The sequence below is a fragment of the Streptomyces sp. 135 genome (assembly GCF_020026305.1).
Lineage (GTDB): Bacteria > Actinomycetota > Actinomycetes > Streptomycetales > Streptomycetaceae > Streptomyces.
Window position 1 is genome coordinate 2,493,369 of record NZ_CP075691.1, and the last position, 22,569, is coordinate 2,515,937.

Sequence of the window (22,569 nt, forward strand, 5' to 3'; positions counted from 1 at the left end):
CGCTACCTCCCTCCGGAGAATCCACCCGTGTGGGCCGTCCGTTTGTGGGCCTCTGTCTCGATCAGCTGCATGAGACCAGGTTCTTGATGATGGTGCCAGGTATAGCCATCTGGCGTCCCGCTGAGTCCTGCCGCCCGGTTAGATCTCGCGAAATCTGTTCCGCGACTACCGGAGAGCTCGATCCGAACATCAGGCACATCTGGATGGCGCCATGCAGAGAAGTCAGGGAAGCCGTTTTCATCGAACGGAACATTCGTCTTGGGGTGAATATCTCCCGCCAGCTTCCCATTACGCACCTTCGGTATTCCGCCATCGGCACATTCACAGGCCGCCGGGTGCCCAGTAACTGCACCGCCGCAATTGTGAACGAGGGCCGGAGTGCCCCCCGCCACCACATAGTACGTATGCAACTCACCAACGGTCAGGTTGTGAACCGTGGCGGCCTGGCTCGTCCACCGCTTCACCGCCGTGACCTGGACCCGCGTGCCCGCGCCGGTCCGCAGCGTCTGCCCGGCCTTCAGGTCCGTCGCGTCGATCCACTCCCCCAGCTCCGGGACCCAGAACGGGTGCCCGTCGGTGGCCGTGACCGAGGCGGTCTTCGGACCCTTCTTGCCGTCCACGTCGATCGTGACCCGGACGAGGTGCTTGAGGCCCTTGCCCTTGATCTCCGCGGTGACCGTCTCGACCTTGGTCTTGCCGGTCTCGGGGTCGGTGGCCAGGACCTTGTCACCGATGTCGACGTCTTCGATGGCCTTCGTCTTTCCGTTGGCCATCAGCACTTTGGTCTTGGGTGTGAAGCTGTTGATCAGGCAGGACTCGGCCGCCTCCGCCGCCTTGTTGCTCTTCCGCCAGCCCTTGAACGCCCCCCACAGCTGCTTGCTCAGGCTGACGATCCGTTTGCCCAGCGCGTACGCCTTGTCGATCCTGTTCCAGTACTTGGCGACCAGCTTCCCGATGGGGCCGCCGCCGATGAGCGACGTGACGATGTTGGCCGCCGTGGCGCCGCACGCGCCGAGTGCCCCTGTGGTGAAGCAGTCCAGCGCGTCGGTGATACCGAGTTCGTCCGCCAGGATCTTGCCGAGTTCCTTGGCGATGGCGACCGCACGCTGTTTCGCCACGTCGGCTTTGGCCCGCTGCTGCCGGGCCTTGTAGACGGCCGGTGACTCGTCGGGGGCCTTGACGCCGTAGTACTGGTAATACGTCTTGGTGGGCTTGACCTTCCAGCCACCGTTGCTCTTCATGCTGCACTGGATGCCGACGTAGATGCAGTCGTCGGGCTTCAGACCGTCGGGGTCGGAGAAGCTGACCGGGTTGTTGTAGCTGTAGGCGTAGCCGTTGATCTGCTGCGGGTCGGTGAAGTCGATGATGGGGTCGGCCGAGATGAAGCGGCCGGTCGAGGCGTCGTATTCACGTGCGCCCAGGGTGACCAGGCCCGAGGTGTCGTCATTCGTGCCGCCGACGAATCCCTTGTCGTCCACCCACTTGGAGGGATCGGCCGAATCGGCGTCGCGGCCCGCGCCGAACGGGTCGAGGCGGCGGCGCTGCGTCGCGCCCGTCGTCGCGTCGACGGCGAGCTGCGCCGTGCCGTGGTGGTCCCCGGCCAGGAAGGTGACGCCACCTGAGTCCCGCACCGCCACGGTCTGGCCGCCGAACGCGTAATAGCGGGTCGCCTCGACCGCCTTGGTCGACGTGTCGAGACGCAGCTCCATGCCGGGCAGGTAAAAGGTCGTCTCGGTCGGCGACTTGCGCAGCACGCGGCTGCCCGCGGCGTCGTGGACATAGGAAGACGTGCTGCCGTCGGCGTTGGTGACCTTGGTCAGCTCGTTCTGCTTGTCCCAGGTCAGGCTCTGGGTGTCTCCGTTCAGGACGCGGGTCTCGGTATTGCCGGCGGCGTCGTACGTGTAGGTGTCCAGGGAGGTGACCGCGGGCTTCGTGCCGGTCGCCGCCGTGTCCGTCGTGACCGACGTCAGCTGGTGGGGGCCCTCGCCGTTCTCCCCGTACTTGTACTTCCTCGTCGCCGTCGCCGCGCCGCCGACGCCGTGGTCCGTCTGCGCGGTGCGGTTGCCCGTGGCGTCGTACTCGTAGCTGTGCCAGAAGGGGGCGACTCCGCCCACCGTGTCCGCGGACGGCCCCGAGGCGCAGGCCGCGTCCGGCTTGCCGGTGCCGACCGCGCCGTCCGGCGCCTGGGACGACGTCCAGTCGTCGGTCGTCCGGCGCAGGCTGTCGTGACGGAAGCACTGGGTGTCGCGCGTCCCGCCCGTCGGGTTGTCGACGATGGACAGGACGTTGCCGCCCGCGTCGTACGTGTAGTCGGCGTCGTAGGCCATCGACGCGGCGTCCTCGACCACGACACGGGCGTTGTTGACCCTGTTGGTGCCCTGCTCGTAGCTGTAGTTCAGCCACGTCTTCTTGTCCGACGCCCCGCCTGTCGACAGCTGCAGCTGTTCCAGCTGGTTCGTCGGCGAGTACTTCGCCTGCGGGACATACGTACCGCCGCCGAGCGAGGTGTTGAGCGCCTTGGGACGCTGTAGCGCGTCGTACTGGTAAGAAACGGCTTCGGCCGCGAGGCCGCCCGCGGCGGGGAAGTTCTGGCCCTTGACGGTGCCGTCGTCGTTGTACTGGGTCTGGAACTCGTAGGTGCCGCCCAGTTCCGGCTCCGCCGTCTTGGACAGGTAGTACTTGGCGGAAGTGGGCTTGTAGTCGTTCTTCTCGTCGAGGACCGGATAGGTCACCGACGAGTGGACCGCGCCGCTCTTGTAGGTGTACGTGCCGTACAGCGCGCCCTTGGCAATCGTGTCGTACGTGGAGACGGACAGTTTGGTGCCCGTCTCCGCCGCGCCCTGCCAGGTCGACTTCGTACGGCCCAGCTGGTCGTAGACGGTCGTCGTGGTGTTCTCGCGGGCGTCGGTGACGGTCGTCCGACGGTCGAGCTCGTCGTAGCCGAACCTCGACCGTCCGGTGTCCGGGTCGACGGCCTCGACCTTGCGGCGGCGCTGGTCGTATCCGTACGTCCAGGTGTTGCCGTCGTTGTCCTCGACCTTGGACAGCTTCCCGTCGGGCGTATAGCCGTAGGTGGTGGAGAGGTAGTCCGCCGAGGTGCCCAAGGGCAGCGGCTTGTCCCCCTTGTACTGGCGCAACTCGACCGTACGGTCATCGGCATCCGTGATGGTCGTGGTCGCGGTCTGGCCGGTCGGTGGATCGACATGGACCCGGTCTCCGCCGTACGTGTACGTGGTGCGGTTCTTCTCCGCGCCGGCCACCTTGAAGATCGTCGCCGTGGGACGGCTGTTGCCGTCGAACTCCGTCACCGTCTGCGCGTCGATGTCATCGTTGCGCGGTTCGAAGAGCGTGGAGCTGGGTGCGCCGGTCGTCCAGTACGTCTCGTTCGTCTTGACCGTACGCCCGGAGCCGTCGTAATAGGTGTCCGCGACGAGGCGTCCGCCGTCCTGGCCCTCGGTCTGCACCTGGCGGGGACGCAGCAGGCCGTCGAACAGCGAGTACTCGCTGCCGTAGGTGGTGCCGCCGTTCTCGAGCCGCTGGGTGCGGATGTAACTCGGGCCGGTGGTGCGGATGCCGTAGGAGTACTTGATCGACGGGGAGAAGGCGTCCGCCTCCGGGCGGTCGGGGAGCCACACCGAGGTCAGTCGGCCCAGGCCGTCATATGCCAGGTCGGTGCGCTTGCCGTGCACGTCGATCTGGGCGACCGGGGTGCCCCACTGCGGGGCGTACTCCGTCTTGGTGGTCCAGCCCAGCACGTTGGTCTCGGTCTTGGCGCTCGCGAGGCCGTTCGTGTCCGTGTAGTCGATGGTCTTCGGCGTTCCGGCCGCGTCGGTGACCTTCACCGGACGCCCGAACTGGTCGTACTTGGTCGTGGAGACCGTCTGGTAGGTGCCGGTCACGCCGTTGTGCGAGGCGAGCCGCTTGACGGTGGTCGCGTTGCCCAGGCTGGGCGCCGCGCCGACGGTGGTGGCGTCGTCGTACAGCGTCTGGTCGTCGGCGAGCACGTGCTTGGAGCGGTCCGGCGTGGTGGCGCAGTCGACGCTCACCGTCTCCACCCGGGAGACGTAGGCGTACATGTGCTTCGACACGTTGTCGGCGTACTCGGTGCGGCTGCACTGGTTGTCCGAGACGCCGAGTTCGCCCAGGTCGTTGGATGTGGTGACGCGGCCTGTGGCGTCGTCATAGCTGGTGACGGAGGCGGACTGACGCCAGCCGCCGGACGCGAGCGCCTCGTAGGTGTCCGTGCGCTCGGGCCGGACGAACCGGGCCTCGCGGGTGCCCCAGTCCTTGGTGCGGGTGGCGGTGACCTTGGTCCAAGGAGTGTTGATCGACTTCGAGACGACCTTGTCGCCGTTGTATGTCGTCGTCTCCAGCTCGAAGCCGGACTTCCAGTCGGAATCGGTGTAGCTGGTTCCGGTGGAGTCCTTCACCGAGGACGATCTGGTGCCGCCGTCGGGATCGCTGTCGCCGTCCAGGCCTCGGAAGAAGACGTGTTCGGATCTGGTGTTGGAGGCGTTCTCGGTGCCGTCGGAGGTCGTGACCCGCACCTTTCCGTAGCCTCGCCAGTCGCTCCAGGTCAGGTACTCGGACTTGGTGAAACCGTCGGCCTTCGCCTTCCGCCAGCCCGCGTCACCGAGGTAGGTGTAGGAGGTGATCTGGTCGGGGCCGTTGCCCACCAGGTCCTTCTCGACGACAGAGGAGACGGCGTACTTGTGGAACCAGTCGGTGACGGGGTCCTTGATGCCCGGCGGGTTCCACTTGACGGGGTAGCAGCGGACGGTGGACTTGCCGGGTACGGGACGGTCCGCAGACGTGCACTGTGTGTCGGCATAGTTGACCGACAGCACGCCACCGGATTCGCTCTCCACCGCCGACATGCGGAAACGGATGAAGGGCTGGATGTTGTCATTGGGCACGTCGACGCGGTTGGCCAGCTGCTTGCCGTACAGCTTCACCGACGGGACGACCTCGTCGGTGCCCACCCGCCCGGTGTGGTCGATCGATTTCAGCCACAGCGACTTGGATCCGTCACCGTTGTCGGTGAAGTCGTGGTTCAGCGTCCAGGAATCGACGTCCGCGAAGGTACCGGTGCCCGTGCGGATCTGAGTCGTGATCTTCTTCAGCTGCTTGCGGGTCCAGAACGTCGGTGAGTTCTGGCCGGTGCACTTGGTGTCGGCCTTGCAGTTGCTGTCCCACGGCACGTCCGGCCAGTCGGCCGCCGTGGCGTCGGTCAGGGCGCCGGAGGAGCAGTCCGTCAGGTCACCGATGCACCGCTCGCCGGTGGTGAAGACGACGCGGGCGGCGGGCTCGGTGTCGTAGACCTTGTCGGCACGCTGGCCGTAGTCGACGCGCTTGAGGTACCCGCCACGGGTGTAGGCCTTGCCGTTCTCCCCGGTCTTCAGGCCCTGCGTGTAGTAGTTGGTCTCCTTCGCGTAGTAGTACGTCATGGCGTTGCCGTGCGGGTCGATGACGTGGTCGAGGTTCCACCGCCAGGCCTGCGCGCAGTGGGCGTTCGCGAACGTCGCGTCGTAACACGGTTCTCCGGAGTCGTCACCGTAGACAGGTACGGTCCACGTGGAATTGGTCGACTCGTCGCCGGAGGCGTATCCCGGCAGTCGGTTCAGACCGAAGAAGTACTGGGTGCCGTCGTCATCGGTGACTTTCCAGTGTTCGCCGCCGTTGTCACCGTTCGTGGTCCCGGTGAGCTTTTCGACCTTGCTGAAGTCGTCGGAACTGACCCGCCACTCGCCGGTCTTGTCATCCTTGATCAGCTCTCCTGAGGCGCCGCCCGCCAGCGAGATCGTGGCGTTGTCCCCGCCCCAGCACTGGTCGCCGTAGGTGTCGTCGTGTCCGTCGTCGGCACACGGCTTGTAGCGGCGTTCGATGTAGCCCGGCTCGTACGAGAAGCCCTGGCCGATCCACGAGCCCTGGTTGTTGGTGGCTGCGGTCTGGCCGTCGACGGACTGTGAGCTGTAGCCGAGGGAGACCCCCGGCGACAGGGTGCCCGGGACCGGTGGGGCCGAGATCGGGTACGACCAGTTGAAGGCACCGGAGGAGTTCGAGACACTCCACTGCGAAGACGCCTGCAACGGCGTGGCGCCGAAGTCGCCCTGGTCACCGGAGGCGCCGGCCTCCGCGGCGAACACGGTGACCGCCGAGCCGCTGTCAGCCGCTGCGGGGAGGGTCGCGGTCAGGGTCTGCTTCGCCGTGTCATTGCCGCTCTTGACCGGCTTGGGCGTGGCGCAGAACCTTTTCTGGGGGGACGTCAGTACACAGGACGGGTACTGGACCAGGCGCAGCCGGGATCCGTAGCTTCCACCGTAGGCACCGGCGTAGTCCGCGTAGTCCAGACTGACCCGGACCGGTGCGGACTTCTCGGACCCGTCCGTCCGGGCCACCGTCAACAGCGGGGCCCCGGCGCCGACGGCCTTCGACTTCTTGCGGCCCAGGACCGCCACGCGCACCGAGGCCGGGCCGGCCTTGCCGGACGTGGCCACCCTGAGCGGCAGCCCCTTGGCCCGCGTGAGCTTCTCGCCCTTCGGCAGGTCGACATCGTCCGCGGCCGCCTTGGGCCACCGGGGCGTGTCGGCGGACTTCACGGCGGCACGTGCCGCCGGGTTCGTCCTGCCGTACGTCTTGGCCCTGACGTCCTTGCCGCCGACGGGATCGTCGAGGTTCGTCTGGGTGGCGGGACGGGTCAGCCCGCCGTCCCTGGCGGTGGCATCAGGGGCGTATTGCGGCAGCAAGCCGACGGCAAGGGCGACACCGAGCCCCAGCGCCGTGCTCCTGGCGGCCGGTATTCGCCACCGTGACCGGAAAGGCGAGCGCATAGCAGCTCCGAAGGGAGAGTTGGCGAGTCGTGACAACAGAGAACGGGTTACAGAAGGTGAGAGAGGTGAGAAGGGGGACGACAGGACATGACGGGCGGGGCGCTCCACCGTCGGGTCCTCACGACCCGTGCTGCGGAGCGCCCTGCTGTGTCATGCCGTCACATAACGGTCTCTTCGATGCTCGAACCGGCCGGAAGCAGCGCGACCGTGGGCACGGCGCTCGCGTCCAGAGCACCGCGGAAGACCCGCAGCTCGTCGACGGCACCGTCGAAGAACCCGGATGGCGTGGTACCCGTCAGGATCCTGCCGATCTGAAGGGACGCCGTGGTGAAGTCCCACGCGTTGTCCCAGGGCACCTGTGCGGCGAGGGTGCCGTCGACGTACAGCAGCGCGTCGCCGAAGACCGCCGAATAGACGAGCGTCAGATGGTCTCCGTCGCCCGCACTGCTCGGCATCACGCCCTTGGCGTCGACGGTCGACACCCTCGCTCCGGTCTCGTCCTTGCTCGTCACGGCGAGCTGCCATCGCTTGGCGGAGGCCGCGTACTTCACTGTCAGCGCGCTCCCCCGTGCGCCGGCCAATGACATGACCGTCTGGTCCTTCGTCGGGTCGGCGGCCGCCAGGCGGGCACGCGCCGTCAGGGTGAAGCTGTCCTCCTTGGCGAGGAGACCCGCCGCGCGCTTCGCATGGGCTCCGGTGCCGTTCAGCACCAAGTGGCCGTCTCCCCACAGCGGTTCGGCGGGCGGTACGCATTCCGGGTCAGCCTCGGTGTCGCAGGACTCGTCCGGCACGTAGATTCCGGCGCCACCGCCCAAGGTCAGTCCCGCTCCCCCCGCCTCTTCGGGGGACACGCCATTGGTGTCTCCGTCGACCTGCCAGTAGGAGAGCTGCCTCGCGGAGATCCCGCCCAGCGCTTCGCCCTCGGCCTCCGGCACCACCCGGTCGTAGACCTTGACGTCGGCGACACTGCCCTTGAAATGGGAGGTGTAGCCGTCCAGGGCGAGCTTCCGCCCGATCTGCACGCCGCCGGTCGCGTTCCATTTCGTACGGCGCTTCTGGACGTCCTCCTCGATCAGGTCACCGTTGACGAACAGGCTCAGGGTGCCCAGTTCATCGTCGTAGACGCCTATGAGGTGGGTCCAGCTGCCCGGCACCGCGGTAGCTCCGGACACCTTCCAGGACCCCATGTTCTCCATGTCGTTCATCGGCGTACGGAACGTCCACGACCGGGTGTCCACGTCGTACCCGAGGTCGAATCCGGGTGCCGCTGTCCCGTCCTGGCTGACCACGCTCACGTCGTCCGTCGGCCGCTCGGGCAGGTTCACCCAGGCGCTCACCGAGAACGTCCCGCTCGTGTCGACCGCGGGCTTCCCCGCGTCGAGATAGGCCTTCTCCGAACCGTCGAGGGAGACAGCGGTGTCCGTCGGCCCCAGCGGCCCCTCGGCGCCGAAGGTGACGCCGGAGCCCGCGGACGCCGCGGGAGCCCCGCTCATGCCGGCAGCAGCCGTGGCCCCCTTGGCATCGCCGAGCGTCCAGCCCGCGGCGGGGGCACGCCCGTCGCTGACGAGGAAGACATGTGCGGTCGGTGTCTTCTGGGCGTTGCCCGCGCCGTCGATCGCCTTGGTTTCCAGGGACATGGGCCCCTCGTCCGGTGGCATCCAGCGCACGGTGACGGGCGCACCTGCGGCCTTGGCGTCCGCGGTCACCCAACTACCGCCGGTGAAGCGGTATTTGTACTGCGTGACGCCCCTCGACGGTGAGTCGATGATGAACAGGCCGTAGTCTCCGACGCCCGCGTGCCAGGCGTCGTCGTCCGGGTACTTGATCGAAGTGACCTCAGGGGCCTTGGGGGCCGTCTCGTCGTAGATGAACTCACAGCGCGTGCCGTTGCCCGCCAGGCTCCACGGCCCCCACGACGTGCCGTCGGACGCGCGCACCGCCCAGCCGACGGTCACGTTCTGCGGGATGGTGTAGCTCGCGTCGTTGTCGTCGGAGCTCAGGTTCGTCCCGACGGTGTACGAGAAGGATGCTCCACCCGTTTGACCGCTCTTCGACGCGTCGACCGTGCTCTGCGCCGCCGTGGTGGAGTAATGGTCGTACGTCTTGCCCCCGACCGTCCAGAAGACGTGGAACTCGGCCTTCAGGCTCTCGGAGTTGCTGCCGATGTCGCCGTGGTCGTAGTCCTTCAGGAACGCCTTCAGCTTGGGCGCGTCGGAGACATAGTGCTCCTCGGCGTTTCCGTACTCGCACGCGCCGCCCGGAGACATCTTCAGTTCGTCCATGGCCGGTTGAAGCGGCGGGCGGTTGTAGGTGACCTCCAGCTGCGCGTTGCCGCAGAAGCGCTTCCAGTACGCGTAGCTTCCCTCTTCCTCCGCCTTGAGGCGGAAGGTCGTCGTGTCCCAGCCGCTGCTCGCGGCCCTCTGCACGGTGCCGCTCACGTCGAAGCGGACGTTCTGATTCGTGGACGTGCACGAACCAGCGGGGTTCGTGGGCGATTTGCTGGTGATCGCGTCCTTCAGCGAAGGCTGGTTGCTCCAGTTCGTCCTGGAGCTGATCGCGCTCGCGCCACCCGAGTTGACCCGGCCGAGTTGAACGCCCTTCGCGGACTCGCTGTAGGTGTGCACCATCGTCACCGCGAACTGCGCGGAGACGATGTCCTTGTCCTCGAACGTGCCCGTCGGCAGCGCGAAGAACTGCCGCTTGACGTCGCTGCCACTGGTGCAGCGGTAGGAGACGTCGGCCGGGCAGCGCCCGACACCCTCGTCGTCGTCGAACTTCCAGAACTCCGAGGAGGGATAGTGCGAGGACACCATGGTCCAGCCGGTCCGGTTGGCCGTCTTGTAGACCGGATCGATGTAGACCGGATAGACGGTGTCGGCGCCCTTGAGCAGGTCGGCGTCGGGCTCCAGTGTCACCGAGTCCGCATCCGCGTCCACCGCTACGTCGGACACCTGTGCGCCCTCCGGCGGGGTGACCGCGCTGTCAGGTCCGGATCCGTCTGTCGGCGAGGCGGCCGGGGAGGAGCCCCCCTCCCCGGGACCACCGACGGTATGGCTGGAGTCCCACATCATCGGCTGCGGTGCCTCGAAGACCGTGCCGCCGCTGCCGTCGGCTTGGGCCTCCAGACCGCCGTCATCCGTCTCCCTCAGCGTGACGGAGTCGGTGTCCAGGGGCAGTTCCAGCCTGGCCAGCTCGGGCCGGGCCGCGGCCTTCGCGTTCTTGACGACCAGGACGTGGGAGAAACCCTCGGCCCCGGCGGTGACCTTGAGGTCGACGCCCTCCAGCACATCGGCGTACGTGGCGGTGGAACCTGCGATCTTCGGCCGGGACAACTTGTGCGGCCAGTCGAGGGAAAGCGAGCGGCCGTCCTTGCCGATCTCGGCGAAGGTGGTGTCACCGCCGCCGGAGAACGTCATGGCCGTCAGTGCGGCCTTCGGCGCGTAGGTACCGCCTGCCTGCTCGACGAGTGTGGTGTCGATGTCCGCCCACTTACCGGCCTTGCGGGTACGGATCGGCTGGACGTACTGGGTGGTGGTGAAGGTGCCGTCCGGGTTGGCGACGGTGGTGCTGCGTTCGTCCCGGAGCGCCGGTACCTCCACCTTCTCGCCCGACTCGGCTGCCTTGGCCTGGGCCTCGGACGCGCTCGTGACCTTCGGCGCCTCCTTCTCCGCGGCGGCCGCCGGTCGGGAGCCGCCCGTGAGGCCCGTGGGCACCACGCCCAGGCCGGACGAGAGGAGTGCGGTCAATGTGACGGTGACTGCGACGGCCCGGAACCTGTGGTGGGTGCCGGTAGCACGACGGTTCACGAGGGTCCGTCCCTTTCTGGGCATGTCGCCGTTCACCCGACCACTCCGAAGGACATCCCCGCGTCGGGGATACCGCCCGCGCCCGGCTTGAGGGTCGTCGTGCCCGTGGTGGTGGAACCGGTCACGTCCGTCCACGGGATGACATACAGGACCCCCTTGGAGGTGTCCGAATTCTTGCTGTAGGGCACGCCCACGTAGAGGTTGTCGTTGCCCGCGGTCAGGCTGATGCCGGTGTAGTCGCGGGACGTGGCCGTGCCGGGCAGAACGCTTCCGCTCGGGGCCCGCGTGATGACCTTGTCGTTCGCGCCGATCGACGTGTCCAACGGCCGCAAGATATGCACGGCACCGGCGTCCTTGGCGTCCTTGACATCGCGACCCGGGACCCCCACCGCGAGGCGGATGGTGGCGTCGCTGCTCACCACCGAGGTATCCGTGTTGGTGAGGGCCACGCGCTGACCGAAGAAGTCGCCTTCGGTGGGGAAGCCTTCGACCCCGTCCGACGAGGCGTCGACCGCCGTCACCTGCGTGTAGGCGCCGGACGGCTTGATGCGGACCACGGTCACGGCACCCGAGTTGGTCACCGAGCCCACGGTCTCCCCCGGAGTGCCGATCGCCAGGAGCGCGTCCGAGTTGTACGTCTGGTCGGCGGGCCGGAAGTTCGTCATGTCGATCGACGTGCCGAACTGGTCGTTCGGCTCGGCCACACCGTCCAGGCCCTCCTGCGTCACACCCTGGTCGAGACCGGCCAGTGCCGTGGGAGCGCCGCCGGTGAGGGTGTGCTTGAACACGGTCACGGCCCCGGCGAACGGAGTGTCGGCGCCGATGGTCTCGCCCGGCGAACCCACCGCGAAGTACCGGTTCGTGCCCGTCAGCGAGTAGCCGAAACGGTCATGGGCCTCGACGACCCCGGGAACGCCCGGGTCGTCCTCGTTGACGGTGGACTTGGCCGCACCCTGCATGTAATGAATGCAGCCCGCGTCCGCGAATTCCTTGCCACCACTGGTGATGTTCTCCCCGGGCGCCCCGATGGCGAGGTAGGGAGCGCTGTCCGAGGTGGTGCCCGACTGCAGGGCGAACCCGAAGCGGTCGTACTCCTCCGTCACGGTGCTCGGGTCGAACTGGGCCTGGGTGTAACTCTCGATCGAAGAACCGGCGCCGAAGCCGGCGGGGGTGCCGTGGATGACGTAGACGGCCCCGGCGTCGTGCAGATCGGCGCCGTCCTTCGTGACGTCCTCGTAGGGCGCGCCGACCACGAGATCCGTGCAGCCGTCGCCGTCGGCGTCGAAGGCCGCGCGTGCGGCCCCGAACTGGTCACCCCGCTCGGGCACGGCGTTCATCCCGCTGGTCGCCTGCGAGATCTCGAAGACGCCCTTGCCCGCACCGAGCACCACGCGCACCAGGCCGGCCCGCGCCACCTCCGTCACGGTCGCGTTCGGATCGGCGACAACCGTGTCCGTGACACCGTCCCCGTTGAAATCTGTCGCGGTTCCTCCGGCGCATGCGGCAGCCGCTGCGGCTTGCTGCCCTCGTGTGCCCACTCCCCCGGTCACAGCGAAGACTGTGACCGCAATCGCCATCAGCCCGACCCCGCTCATGCGTTTACGCATGAGTCATCCCCCACCCCTCCATATGCCGTTTTTAATCCGACCCGGTGCATGCTGGTTGAAACTTTCATTCCCCTACCACGCACCAGCCGGGCGGGCGCAAAGGTAATTGACCCGACACTCCCCATGTCAAGGCCATGCCCGTTTTATGGCAGAGAAATGATTCCAAGCACCCCAAGGGAGTAGCTTGATTCCTTTTCATTAGGTTTCCGGCAAAGTCGGACAAAAAGTCTCTGCATGCTTGACGACACGTCAGCCATGACTTCATAGTTTCTTCACCTCGAACACACTGGTGGTTCGAGATGTCGACACACCGCCTCAGAAGCGTCGTCTTCGAGGCGTCAGATTCGGCACATTCCACGCATCTCCAGTGGTGAGGCGCGAACGAGAGAGAAGATTCCGTGAAGCGCCTCCTGATGTGTCTCGTGACGTGTATGGCCTTGATCGTCGGCTTCCTGAGCTTGGAAACACGGGACAGCGCAGCCGCTGAGCGCAGTGAGACGACCTACTCGTACGGCTCGCACGACAGGCAGAAACTGGACGCTTTCTGGAATGCCTCGAACTCCAAGCGTCCCGGAATCGTCATCCTCCACGGCGGGTACTGGTACGAGGATTCCGGCTGGGCCACCTGGTCCCGCTACTTCGCCGACAAGGGCATGGCTGTTTTCTCGGTCGACTATCGGCTGAATTTCGATGCGCCTTGGCCCGCGCAGCGCAACGATGCCCTTTCGGCCATCACGCGGATCAAGGCGAATGCGGCGAAGTTCGACCTCGATCCGGAGCGCATCGTGGTTCTCGGCTCCTCCGTCGGCGGTCAGATAGCGACGTCGCTCGCCACCTATGGCTCAGGAGGCGACCGAATCAAAGGAGTTGTCGCGCTCTCCCCCGTCGCCTCGCCCTACCGTGCCTGGAACGACGGCAACCGCGACGACAGCACGGCCAAGGAGCGCAAGGTCCGCGACAACGCCACCGTCCTCGCCCGGTGCTTCCCCGACCCGGCCGACACGGATGCCTCGCTGCACGCGAGCTGCTGGGACACCTGGAAGGACATGGTCGTCAAGAACCGCGCCTCCGGTGCGGACGACGCTCCCATGTACCTCGTCCACTCCGAGGGGGACTTCGTACCCGTCCAGCACTCCCTCGACCTCGAGGCGGCCGAGGAAGTCGGCCACGACATGCCGGCTGACGGTGTCACCGTCGAGACGGTCACGGGCAGCGCCGCGCATGGCGGCGGGCTCCTGGACACCGCGGGCATGCCGGAGAAGATTCTCACGTGGATCAAGGCGCGCGCCTGATCCGCCGACATACGCAGCACCCGATGACCGACAGACGTTGCCGGGGCCCGCGCCCCCGGCCCGGGTCGGCCCTCCATGAGGAATCACCATGCCGTTACGCACCAAGAAGCTCACCGCCCGCCTGCTCCCCGCCCGTGTCCGCGCGGAACGGGCGCGGCAGAGCGAGGAACAGGCCAGGCAGAGCGAGGAACAGGCCCGGGAGGGCGAGGCCGCCCGGGCCGCGGCGGCGGAGCGAGGACGGCAGGAGAGGATCGCGGCCCGGCGGCTCGCTCTTCTCGCATCGGACCCCGAGATCCGCGAAGTCCGCTTCGAGGGCCACACGTATTACGGCCGCACCGTCGACCACTTCACGTCCGCCGGTGCCGCCGCCCGCAACCTCGGCTTGGTGGCCGACGCCCTGGAACGAGCGGATGTCGACTACTTCCTGGTCGCGGGCCGCTCGAACACCCGCCATGTCGTCGGCATCCGCCTCGCCGACCGCAAGAGGCTGCTCGACGAGCTGCGGGCGATGTACGGGGAGAGCGCGCTGTACGCCGTGAAACCCGGCACGGCCCCCATCCCCTCCGGCGCGGTGCTGTACGCGGACGGCTCGCTCCCCACCGCGCTGAAGCGCCAGGACGTCATCCGCTTCGGCGAGATCCTGCTCGACCCGTCCGGCCGGATACTCGCCGACCTGTCGTACGGCTGCGACGTCGAGTTCTGGCAGGACGGCGGCCGGCTCCTCGACGACGAGCGGGCGACCGCGCACATCGAGGCCCTGCGCACCCAGGCCCCGCCCGCCGTGCTCGCCGAGGCCCTTGTCGCCCCCCGCCCGAACGCCGTGACCGACACGCTCCCGATCCAGGCCCGGGTCCCGGCCCGCCACACCGTCGAGGGGCGCGACCACCCCACGTACGAGGCCTTCTCCCACCCCCGCGTCGACACCGTCGACTTCCCCGTCGACCTCGTCTACACCTGGGTGGACGGCGCGGACCCCGAGCTGCTGGCCCGCCGCGAGTCCTACCGCGATGACGCGCAGACGGCCCGCATCCACGCCCGCGAGACCGGCGCCTCCCGCTACACGAGCCGTGATGAGCTGAAGTACTCCTTGCGGTCGGTCGAGATGTACGCGCCGTTCGTACGGAACATCTACCTCGTGACCGACGGGCAGACCCCCACCTGGCTGAACACGGACGTCCCTGGCCTCCAGGTCGTGGACCACAAGGAGATCTTCACCGACCCGTCGGCGCTCCCCGTCTTCAACTCCCACGCCATCGAGACCCAGCTCCACCACATAGCGGGCCTGTCGGAGCACTACCTCTACCTCAACGACGACTTCTTCTTCGTCGGCCCGGTCACCGCCGGGCACTTCTTCCACGGCAACGGCATCGCCAAGCTCCCCTTCTCCTCCTTCCAACTCGGCCTGGGCACCCCGCACCCCGACGAGCCGGCACCCAACTCCGCCGGCAAGAACGTGCGCGGCCTCGTCCTCGACGCCCACCGCCGCCTGACGGTCAGCAAATTCAAGCACGCCCCGCAGCCGCAGCTCCGTTCAGTGATGACCGAGCTGGAGGAGTCGTGCGCGGAGGCGGTGACGCGCACGAGCCGCAGCCGTTTCCGCTCCGTCGAGGACATCGCGATGACCACCGCGCTGCACCACCACCACGCGTATCTCACCGGCCGCGCCGTACCCGGCAAGTACAGGCAGCGCTACATCGACATCGGAAAGACGGACGTACGGGAGGCACTCGCGGAGTTCACCCCCGGCCACAAGTACGACTTCCTCTGCCTCAACGACGTCAACACCCCGGCGGCGGACCAGGAACGGGTCACGGCCGAGGTGCGCGGGTTCCTCGACACGTGCTTTCCCTTCGCCGGGCGGTGGGAGCGGGCGGAGGGGTAGGCGGTAAGCCGTCGGTACTCTTGCCCCGGGCCGTCGCCCTCGCCCCGCCCCACGTCAGAGTGACGGGTGATTGATCACGGCCACGAGAGGTCGAGCGGCAGATCTCGGTGGAAGACGGCCATGGCCCGTCCGAGGCCGTCGTAGTCGTCGACGATCTTCATGTCGAAGCCGAGGCCGCGATGGAAGGCGATCGAGCCGGTGTTCCCGATCGACGTGATCGCCTTCAACCGCCGTGCGCCATGGCGTTCTGCGGCCTCAGTGAACGCCCCATACAGACGCCGCCCGAGCCCGGTGCCGCGGGCATCGTCGCGCGTAGCGATCAGATGCACGTACCCGGTGCCGTCGGGAGTGACGAACCCGAAGATGTATCCCCGGACACCGTCCGGGGCTCGGGCGACCAGGCAGGTCGAGCCGAACTCCTGCACCAGCGCCAGGAGGTGCAGCGACCGGAGGTCGCGTTCACCCCAGTAACGGGAATGATCAGTCAGGACCTGGTGAAAGTCGGCCAGCCCGGCCGGTTCGATGCGTATCCCCATGATGACGATCATGGCAGGCGCCTCGGCCAGGGTGCGCGGCACAGAACCCGGCGTACAGCCCGACTCGTCCGCCGGCCTTCGTTCCAGTGCCTGCGACCGAGCAGATCACGCCACTCGCTGTTAACGCGTTGCGCCTGCAACTCCTGAGGCGAGAGTATGTTCGATACACTACGCGGCGTGAGTGGGGCGTGTGCGCGCTGCGACGACCGAACAGGCCGGGCGCCCAACCAGTTGAGGGGTTACGGGGTGGGTTCATGAAGTTCGACATGGGGGATACGACCCTCGCGGTGCTGGGGAAGAGCACGGTGGGGTCCAGCGACGATCTCGGCACGCTGATCCATCTGCTGGTCCAGGCGGCCGAGCCCCTGGAAGGCAAGTTCAACGGCGCCGGCAAGGCGACCTTCGACTCGTTCAAGCTGCGCGCGGACGACATCACCGCGGATCTGAACGGGGCGCTGTCCTCGATCCTGGGCGGCCAGGCGGGCATGGACGAGGCATTCGGTACAGGTGACGACGAGCAGGCCGACAACGCGCACCAGAACATGGGTGCCGCCAACTTCGAGGCTGCACGCTTCTCCGGCTGAGCCGCATCCGACCGACCGTTCACGCACGCTTCTCAGCCACAAGGGGCTGTTTCGTCATGGCAAATCAGAATCGTCGTTCCTACGACACCGGCGCCTCGTCCGACGTACAGGGCGGACTCCAGATCATCATCGGGCAGCTCGAACGCGTCCTCGGCGACCGCGACCGCGCCGTGAAGGCCGCGATGGCCGACTATCAGGCCGATGGCGTCTCGGACGAGTACCACGGCAAGGAAGTCCGCTGGAACAAGGCGGCGAACGAGGTGCGCGACATCATCCGCCTGGTGCGCGACACCTTGGAGAAGAACGACGGCACCGCCCAGACGACGCTCGCCAGGGCGCGGGCCGCGGTCGACAACATCGGCTGACCGGCCCGCGGAACGGCAGGGCAACAGAGGCGGCTTTACGGGGACTTGTAGGGGGATTTGGCATGCCTGGGTGGGACATCTCACCGTCCGGTGTGGACTCGGTGACCTCGCTGGTGCGGCTGGCGATGGACGACATGGCCAAGGACGTCAAGGCTTACGTGACCGACGTGGAGAGCGCGGCGGCATCGGCCGGCACGCTCGGCACGTCCTACTGCGGAGCCGCGCCCGTCGGTCCGATCGGCGACGCGCTGACACGGTTCATGGTGGGGACGGAGAGTGATGTGCGCTTCCTCGGGAAGCGGGCCGCCAAGTCGGTGAACGGCGCGATCGAGGCGACCAACCACTATGTGGCCGGGGACCTGGAGCAGGCCGCGAACGCACAGGAACAGGCGGCACAGGCACCCGACGTGACGGTGTTCCTGCCGACGGCTCGGCAGAGGGGTGCCGGCCCGTGGACATGATCAAGCCTGCGGGCATACCCCGGTTCATCGGTGACTGGGAGCAGTTGGCGAAGGACGTCTCCGGGCTGCGCAGCGACGCCATCGGTATCCGCAACGGCGGGGCCGATGTCCATTCCCGCTTCCAGATGCTGGGGGCGTACTACACCGCGCCCGAGGCCGACGACCTGTTCGCCACCACACAGCCGGTGATGGACGAGGCGGACACCTTCGCCGCGCATCTGGAGACGGTGGCCGACGCGCTGGACACCTTCGCCGCCGAGGCCCGTCCGCTCGCCGAGAAGCTGACGTCGTTGCGCGAGGACGCCTTCAAGTTCGTCGAAAGCGTCGAGGGTGACGACGACTGGACGGACGACGGAGACAAGGTCGAGCGCAACAACGAGTTGTGGGCGGACGTGATCGCGGCCAAGAGTGCCTTCGAGGCCGCCGAGCGCCGGGCGGCCGGCAAGATCTCGGCGATCGTGGGCGGCCCCAAGTACATCGAGGACGACGGAAGCCACAGGGCGACCGAGCAGACCGTGATGTACGGCTACGACGCCGATGTGCTCAAGCAGGCGGAGGAGTTGCCCTGGGGCAGCCCGGTGAGCGAGACGACCGCACCCGGGGACTTCAAAGGTCACCTGAAGAATTTCCTGTACGACGGTTTCGCCGTCGACGGCGCCGGGGCCACTCTCAAGGGCCTGGGGGCCCTGGTGGGGATCGGTGGCTCGGCCAAGGAGGCCTGGGGCCACCTCGGGGATGCCGCCATGGGCACCGGTTACTACCTGGTGACTCCCCTGGACTGGGTCATGGACCAGACCATGTTCGCGGACGAGGACACCGAGACCATGAAGCGGCAGAAGGCCGCCGCCCGGGAGTTCGGCAAGGCCATGGTGGCCTGGGACCAGTGGGAGGAGCACCCGGTCCAGGCCGCCGGGACCACCACCTTCAACGTCCTCACGCTCGGCGCCGGACCGCTGGGCGCACTCGCCAGGGGCGGCTCCGTCGCCGGCAAGGCGGGCCTCGGCGCGAAGGCCGCCGGGATCGGCGCCAAGATCGGCACGTACGCCGACCCGCTCTCGGCCGGGCTCACGGTGGGCGGCAAGGTGGTCAGCAAGCTGCCGACCGTCGCGGAGGTCACGTCCCGGATCCGGGCCGGGGCGGGCGCCACCGCCAACATCGAGCGGGTACACAGCACCCTCGAATTCGAGGGCACCAGGGTCCGCGTAGAGGACGGCGAGTTCATCCGCCTCGACGCGGAGGGCAACCCCGTCAGGGGCACGGCGCCGCACGAGAAATCCGCCGCCGAACGAGCGGTCTCCGAGCAAGCGCCGCCCCAGCGCGAGCCCGTACTGGTCAGCTCCGGATCACGGACACCCGGAGCTGCCGCACATGGTGGCGAGAACCTTCCTCCGCAGGCCGGCCACGATGCGCGGGGACGAGGTGAAGGCACCACGGATCCAGTCGGGAATGGGCAAGGCGGCCACTCCGATGCGCCCAACGCTGGCCACACAGCGGGCGACCCAGGCTCTGCTCATCGCCCCGGCACGGATCCCGGATCTGCAGATGGATCTCACGGCAGTGGTTCGGGTAATGGCACAGACGCTGCTCCCGGTTCAGGTGGTAGCGCCGGGGCTGACGAGGGCCCCGCTCAGGCACCTGATGAAACGTCACCTGAAAATGAGGCTCAGCCCATCGTCCGCGGTGGTGACACGGAACAACGCGTCCGCGACGCGGTGAAAGGTATACCGGGCAAGAAGCGTCCAAAGCCTGACGTCCTCGAGAGGGTGCTCGCCAGACTTGCCTCAGAACCCAACGGACAACGGGTCGCTGACGTCATTGCGTCCGGCCGCTTCAACCAAAGTGACGAGTTCGGCCAAGTCGTATCTTCCTTGGGAGCACGAAAAGAGGCTATGTACCAGCCCGGTGCCGACCAGATCCTCTTTGCCGACGAGCTCGTAAGGAGCGGGGTGCCTGCTGACGCCATTGCCTTCGAGCATAAGGTCCCAGTCGGTGCCGATGCGGACATCCGCATCATAGGTGAGTCCGGCGAGGTTTACTCCTACCAGATGAAACACCTCAACGATCCCGTGGATCCGGTAAGTGAGATCAGTAGAGGCAAGTATTTGCTTCAGCTGGCCAAGTCAGAAGCCGATCATCACATCATGCTGGTCGATGGCGGCAGGGGGACTCGCGCCGAGTGGATTTCCAACGGGTCCTACGATGAGCTGATGGACATCCACCGCGGCGGGCGCGGGCCGAAGGGTGAGGGCATCACTTTCGTTGTCCGCCTGGAGGATGGAACACTCGTCATCCCGCCAGGTAGCAAGACTGACCCCAAGGACATGCTGTGATCACCACTGACCCTATTGGCGACTGGACTTGGGAAATCGCTTCGAGCGGTGATGGCGCCACCGCTGCCGGAGCCGCAGAGACAGCCGTCTCGATCTGGGGCATCCTGGCCAAGCACGAGCTGGCCGTACCTGCAGGTAAGGCCAGCCTCTCGGTTCGTTCCGTGCATGACATGCGAAACGTTCATCTCGACATGTCGGGCCTGCCCCTGGAAGCCGATCCGCTGAGGCCGGGCACCGCTTTTTCGGAAGCTGTGGAGCAGGCGGGGTCGTCGCTCGAGGGCGATCTTCTTGTGAGTCTCCGGATTCGATGCCCCGGCATCTGGCGGGAGTCTGGGGTGAAGCATCGTGCAGAGCAGCTGTTCGCCATCCAGGTAGACGTCTGGAAGAGCAGTCTGACCGTAGTGACTCTGGAAACCTACTCCGATGCATGGCTCACAATGGACACGCGTGAGCGAGAGCAGGCTGCGGTCCATGCAGAGAATGCCCCACGGCTCACAGCTGCTCTCGTGGAAGTTTCAGCCTTGCTCGGCAGCGCTCCAGAACCTGGCGATCCAAACCGTCACGCCACCCCGACGGAAGTAGGTTTTGAGGACCTGCGGATCGAGGGACCCGCCTACAGCGATTCTTGGGGAACGTTCGAGATTGCAGCCCGTTCTCGCCGACTTCGTTCTGGACTTCCTCCGACCGAAGACGAATATCCGGAGACAACGGAGAGCCCTGTGCGTTACTTTGCAATCCGACGCGAAACACAAACACTGGGCTACGTGTGGGCTTCCGTCAACAATGATGCGGCAGGCTACGAGCCGCGAACTGCCGCTGGCGATGCGGCATTTAAGGCCGGCGCCCAGTGGCTGTTGTTGCTTCGGGACGCCCACAGCCAGGGTCTCACTCCGCTCAAGGCGCTGGAATGGCTCACTCGGGTGTCTCCGCGTCCAGAGATCGGATCGATAGACGAGGATGCCCCAAAGGAAGCCCCTTCGTTGGACTATCTGGAGGAACTGTCGGGCAAGTACTAGTTTTACCTGTCAGCTCTAGGCACTGCAGGGGCTATTGGCCGCCACTAACAAGCGCGGGATAAAATGCCATACCTACCTTGCCCTTTGGGAGGATCCCACATTCGGACCTGCCGCATGACACCATCGTCCAATTCCACACAGATGTAGATGGGTAAGGTCGCGCAATGTCAGCCCAGGATTACGACAGCCAGCTCTTGGAGTCGGTGTCGGTGCGGCGCCGGCGCCTGCGGGATGCCCTGTTGTTCGGTGGCCAGCGGCAGCGGCGGACCGTCGATGAGCGGCTGGGGAAGGTGTTCGCCGGGGTCGTGATCGCGGCCGTGTTGTGTGCCGGGTGCGTGGGGTGGTCGTTCATTTCGCATCGGCTTATCGGGAAGAGCCCCTACAGCACATCAGTGCCGACTTCCCCGACGTCCGCCCCCTCCCCTTCTCCCTCCGTAACACCTTCCTCTCGATGATAGGTTCGAACGCGTGATATCTGCGGGGCCGTTGAGCCGCACGAGCGGTACGAGTCGTACGGCCTTGAGCCGGGTCACCCTGGTCGGAGAGCAGCGGCGGGTGGACCTTGTCCTTCCCTCCCGGGAGCCCGTCGGGCTCCTGCTTCCCGAAGTGCTGCGGCTGCTCGGTGATCAGGCCGCCGGCCGGCCCATGCTGCGGCATCTCGTCACCGCGGACGGCTCGGCCCTCGCGCACGACAGCTCCCTGGAGTCCGCCGGGATACCGGACGGCGCCGTGCTGCGGCTGGTGCGGGCCGAGGACGCGCCCTCCGCGCCCGTCGTGCACGACGTCACCGATGAGGCCGCCGACGATCTGGAGGGGCGGGCCTGGCGGTGGGGGCCCGCGACTCGGCGGGTGGTGGCCGGGCTTGCCACCGTTCTCTGGGCTCTTGCCGCAGGGGTGCTGGCGCGCGATGAGTTCGCGTTGGGGGACGTGGGCAACGCCCTGGTGGGTGCTGCCGTTCTGGCCGGCTTCGCCGGGATCGTGTGGGGGCGCATGAAGCGGCAGGGGCTCGCCGCCACATTGATCGTCACCGCCGGTGCCCTGGGCGCGCTCGGGGCATGGACGTCGGCCGATGCCCATGCCTGGTCCGCTGCCGTGCGGTTGGCCGGGGTGGCCATGGCCGTGCTGCTGGTGCTGCTCTTCCTGGGGTGGTTCTCGCCGTTGGGGCGGGGCGGGTTGATCGGGGCCGGGGCCACCCTCGGCTGCCTGGTTCTGTGGGAGGCGTCCGTCGCGTCGCAGGACGGGGCGCGGACCGTGACCGAGCAGGCCCGGCTGGGGGCCCTGCTCGCCGTCGTATCCGTGGTTGTTCTTGGTGTGCTGCCGCGGCTCGCCCTGATGGCCTCCGGTCTTTCGGGGCTGGACGACCGCCGTTCGGGCGGGACGTCGGTGAGCCGTTATCGCGTGACTGCCGCGCTGACCGCCACCCATCGTGGACTGGCTGTCGCCACCGTCGTGCTGGCCGTCTCGGCGGCGGCCGCCGGCGTGCTGGTGCTCAAGGAGCCGACCGTGTGGACCGTGCTCCTCGCCGTGGTCACGGCGGTGGTGCTCGCGCTGCGGGCCCGTGCCTTTCCGCTGGTCGCCGAGGTGGTCGCGCTGTTCGCTGCCGCCGCGGTCGTCGTCGTGGCGCTGGTCGTGGTGTGGCTGGGGCGCTCCCCTGCCGCGGGCCCGCTGGCCGTCCTTGTCGTACTCGCCCTGATGCCGCTCGTGGTGCTCGCGGTGCAGCCGCCCGAGCACGTGCGGGTGCGGCTTCGGCGGGCCGGGGACCTCGTGGAGTCCGTGGGCGTGCTCGCGCTGCTGCCGCTGGCCATCGGCGTGTTCGGTGTGTACGGGCGTCTGCTCGACACCTTCGCGTAGGGGGTCGGC

13 protein-coding genes are annotated in these 22,569 nt (G+C 67.2%); 9 read left to right on the forward strand and 4 right to left on the reverse strand.

Features of this window, described 5'->3' with window-relative positions:
• Positions 1–2: 2 nt before the first annotated feature.
• The 3 genes from KKZ08_RS11230 to KKZ08_RS11240 form a co-directional block, all read right to left on the reverse strand.
• On the reverse strand, positions 3–6,830 hold the full coding sequence (locus KKZ08_RS11230) for a polymorphic toxin-type HINT domain-containing protein (RefSeq protein ID WP_223774325.1): 6,828 nt from the start codon (positions 6,828–6,830) through the stop codon (positions 3–5).
• Between the two features lie 158 nt (positions 6,831–6,988).
• Complete coding sequence (locus KKZ08_RS11235) at positions 6,989–10,576, reverse strand: LamG-like jellyroll fold domain-containing protein (protein WP_223774326.1); 3,588 nt, start codon at positions 10,574–10,576, stop codon at positions 6,989–6,991.
• A 92-nt stretch (positions 10,577–10,668) separates the two neighbouring features.
• Entirely contained in the window at positions 10,669–12,243 is a 1,575-nt protein-coding gene (locus tag KKZ08_RS11240) for a VCBS repeat-containing protein (protein ID WP_346657871.1), read from the reverse strand.
• Between the two features lie 431 nt (positions 12,244–12,674).
• On the opposite strand from KKZ08_RS11240, the gene KKZ08_RS11245 reads away from it, so the two are divergent.
• Complete coding sequence (locus tag KKZ08_RS11245; protein ID WP_223774327.1) at positions 12,675–13,535, forward strand: alpha/beta hydrolase; 861 nt, start codon at positions 12,675–12,677, stop codon at positions 13,533–13,535.
• Between the two features lie 88 nt (positions 13,536–13,623).
• Positions 13,624–15,417 carry a stealth family protein gene (locus KKZ08_RS11250; RefSeq protein ID WP_223774328.1) on the forward strand — a complete coding sequence of 598 codons (1,794 nt, stop codon included), beginning with the start codon at positions 13,624–13,626 and terminating at the stop codon, positions 15,415–15,417.
• Positions 15,418–15,491: 74 nt separating this feature from the next.
• Here the strand turns inward: KKZ08_RS11250 and KKZ08_RS11255 are convergent, their stop codons facing one another.
• Positions 15,492–15,965 (reverse strand): GNAT family N-acetyltransferase, encoded by a 474-nt coding sequence (locus KKZ08_RS11255; RefSeq protein ID WP_223779004.1) that lies wholly within the window; start codon positions 15,963–15,965, stop codon positions 15,492–15,494.
• 242 nt (positions 15,966–16,207) lie between these two features.
• Between KKZ08_RS11255 and KKZ08_RS11260 the strand changes: the two genes are divergently transcribed.
• The 7 genes from KKZ08_RS11260 to eccD all read left to right on the forward strand — a co-directional run bounded on the left by KKZ08_RS11260 (position 16,208) and on the right by eccD (position 22,560).
• Positions 16,208–16,537 carry a hypothetical protein gene (locus KKZ08_RS11260; RefSeq protein ID WP_223774329.1) on the forward strand — a complete coding sequence of 110 codons (330 nt, stop codon included), beginning with the start codon at positions 16,208–16,210 and terminating at the stop codon, positions 16,535–16,537.
• Between the two features lie 56 nt (positions 16,538–16,593).
• A complete protein-coding gene (locus KKZ08_RS11265) occupies positions 16,594–16,902 on the forward strand; it encodes a pore-forming ESAT-6 family protein (protein WP_223774330.1) in 309 nt (102 codons plus the stop codon).
• A gap of 62 nt (positions 16,903–16,964) precedes the next feature.
• Positions 16,965–17,363, forward strand: a complete 399-nt coding sequence (locus KKZ08_RS11270; protein WP_223774331.1) for a DUF6507 family protein — start codon at positions 16,965–16,967, stop codon at positions 17,361–17,363.
• Complete coding sequence (locus KKZ08_RS11275; protein ID WP_223774332.1) at positions 17,354–19,693, forward strand: hypothetical protein; 2,340 nt, start codon at positions 17,354–17,356, stop codon at positions 19,691–19,693. Before KKZ08_RS11270 ends, KKZ08_RS11275 begins: the two co-directional genes overlap by 10 nt.
• Positions 19,690–20,709 carry a hypothetical protein gene (locus KKZ08_RS11280; protein ID WP_223774333.1) on the forward strand — a complete coding sequence of 340 codons (1,020 nt, stop codon included), beginning with the start codon at positions 19,690–19,692 and terminating at the stop codon, positions 20,707–20,709. The genes KKZ08_RS11275 and KKZ08_RS11280 overlap by 4 nt, the downstream gene beginning before the upstream one ends.
• Before the next feature lie 164 nt (positions 20,710–20,873).
• Positions 20,874–21,164, forward strand: coding sequence for a hypothetical protein (locus tag KKZ08_RS11285; protein WP_223774334.1), 291 nt, complete (start codon positions 20,874–20,876; stop codon positions 21,162–21,164).
• Positions 21,165–21,195: 31 nt separating this feature from the next.
• Positions 21,196–22,560, forward strand: a complete 1,365-nt coding sequence (gene eccD, locus KKZ08_RS11290) for a type VII secretion integral membrane protein EccD (RefSeq protein WP_223779005.1) — start codon at positions 21,196–21,198, stop codon at positions 22,558–22,560.
• Positions 22,561–22,569 lie beyond the last annotated feature (9 nt).

Excerpts from the sequence above, each read along its gene's own strand:
- KKZ08_RS11230 (WP_223774325.1), bottom strand. The coding sequence starts at position 6,830 with ATGCGCTCGCCTTTCCGGTCACGGTGGCGAATACCGGCCGCCAGGAGC.
- KKZ08_RS11240 (WP_346657871.1), bottom strand. The coding sequence starts at position 12,243 with ATGCGTAAACGCATGAGCGGGGTCGGGCTGATGGCGATTGCGGTCACA.
- KKZ08_RS11245 (WP_223774327.1), top strand. The coding sequence starts at position 12,675 with ATGGCCTTGATCGTCGGCTTCCTGAGCTTGGAAACACGGGACAGCGCA.
- KKZ08_RS11250 (WP_223774328.1), top strand. The coding sequence starts at position 13,624 with ATGCCGTTACGCACCAAGAAGCTCACCGCCCGCCTGCTCCCCGCCCGT.
- KKZ08_RS11255 (WP_223779004.1), bottom strand. The coding sequence starts at position 15,965 with ATGATCGTCATCATGGGGATACGCATCGAACCGGCCGGGCTGGCCGAC.
- KKZ08_RS11260 (WP_223774329.1), top strand. The coding sequence starts at position 16,208 with ATGAAGTTCGACATGGGGGATACGACCCTCGCGGTGCTGGGGAAGAGC.
- KKZ08_RS11265 (WP_223774330.1), top strand. The coding sequence starts at position 16,594 with ATGGCAAATCAGAATCGTCGTTCCTACGACACCGGCGCCTCGTCCGAC.
- KKZ08_RS11270 (WP_223774331.1), top strand. The coding sequence starts at position 16,965 with ATGCCTGGGTGGGACATCTCACCGTCCGGTGTGGACTCGGTGACCTCG.
- KKZ08_RS11285 (WP_223774334.1), top strand. The coding sequence starts at position 20,874 with ATGTCAGCCCAGGATTACGACAGCCAGCTCTTGGAGTCGGTGTCGGTG.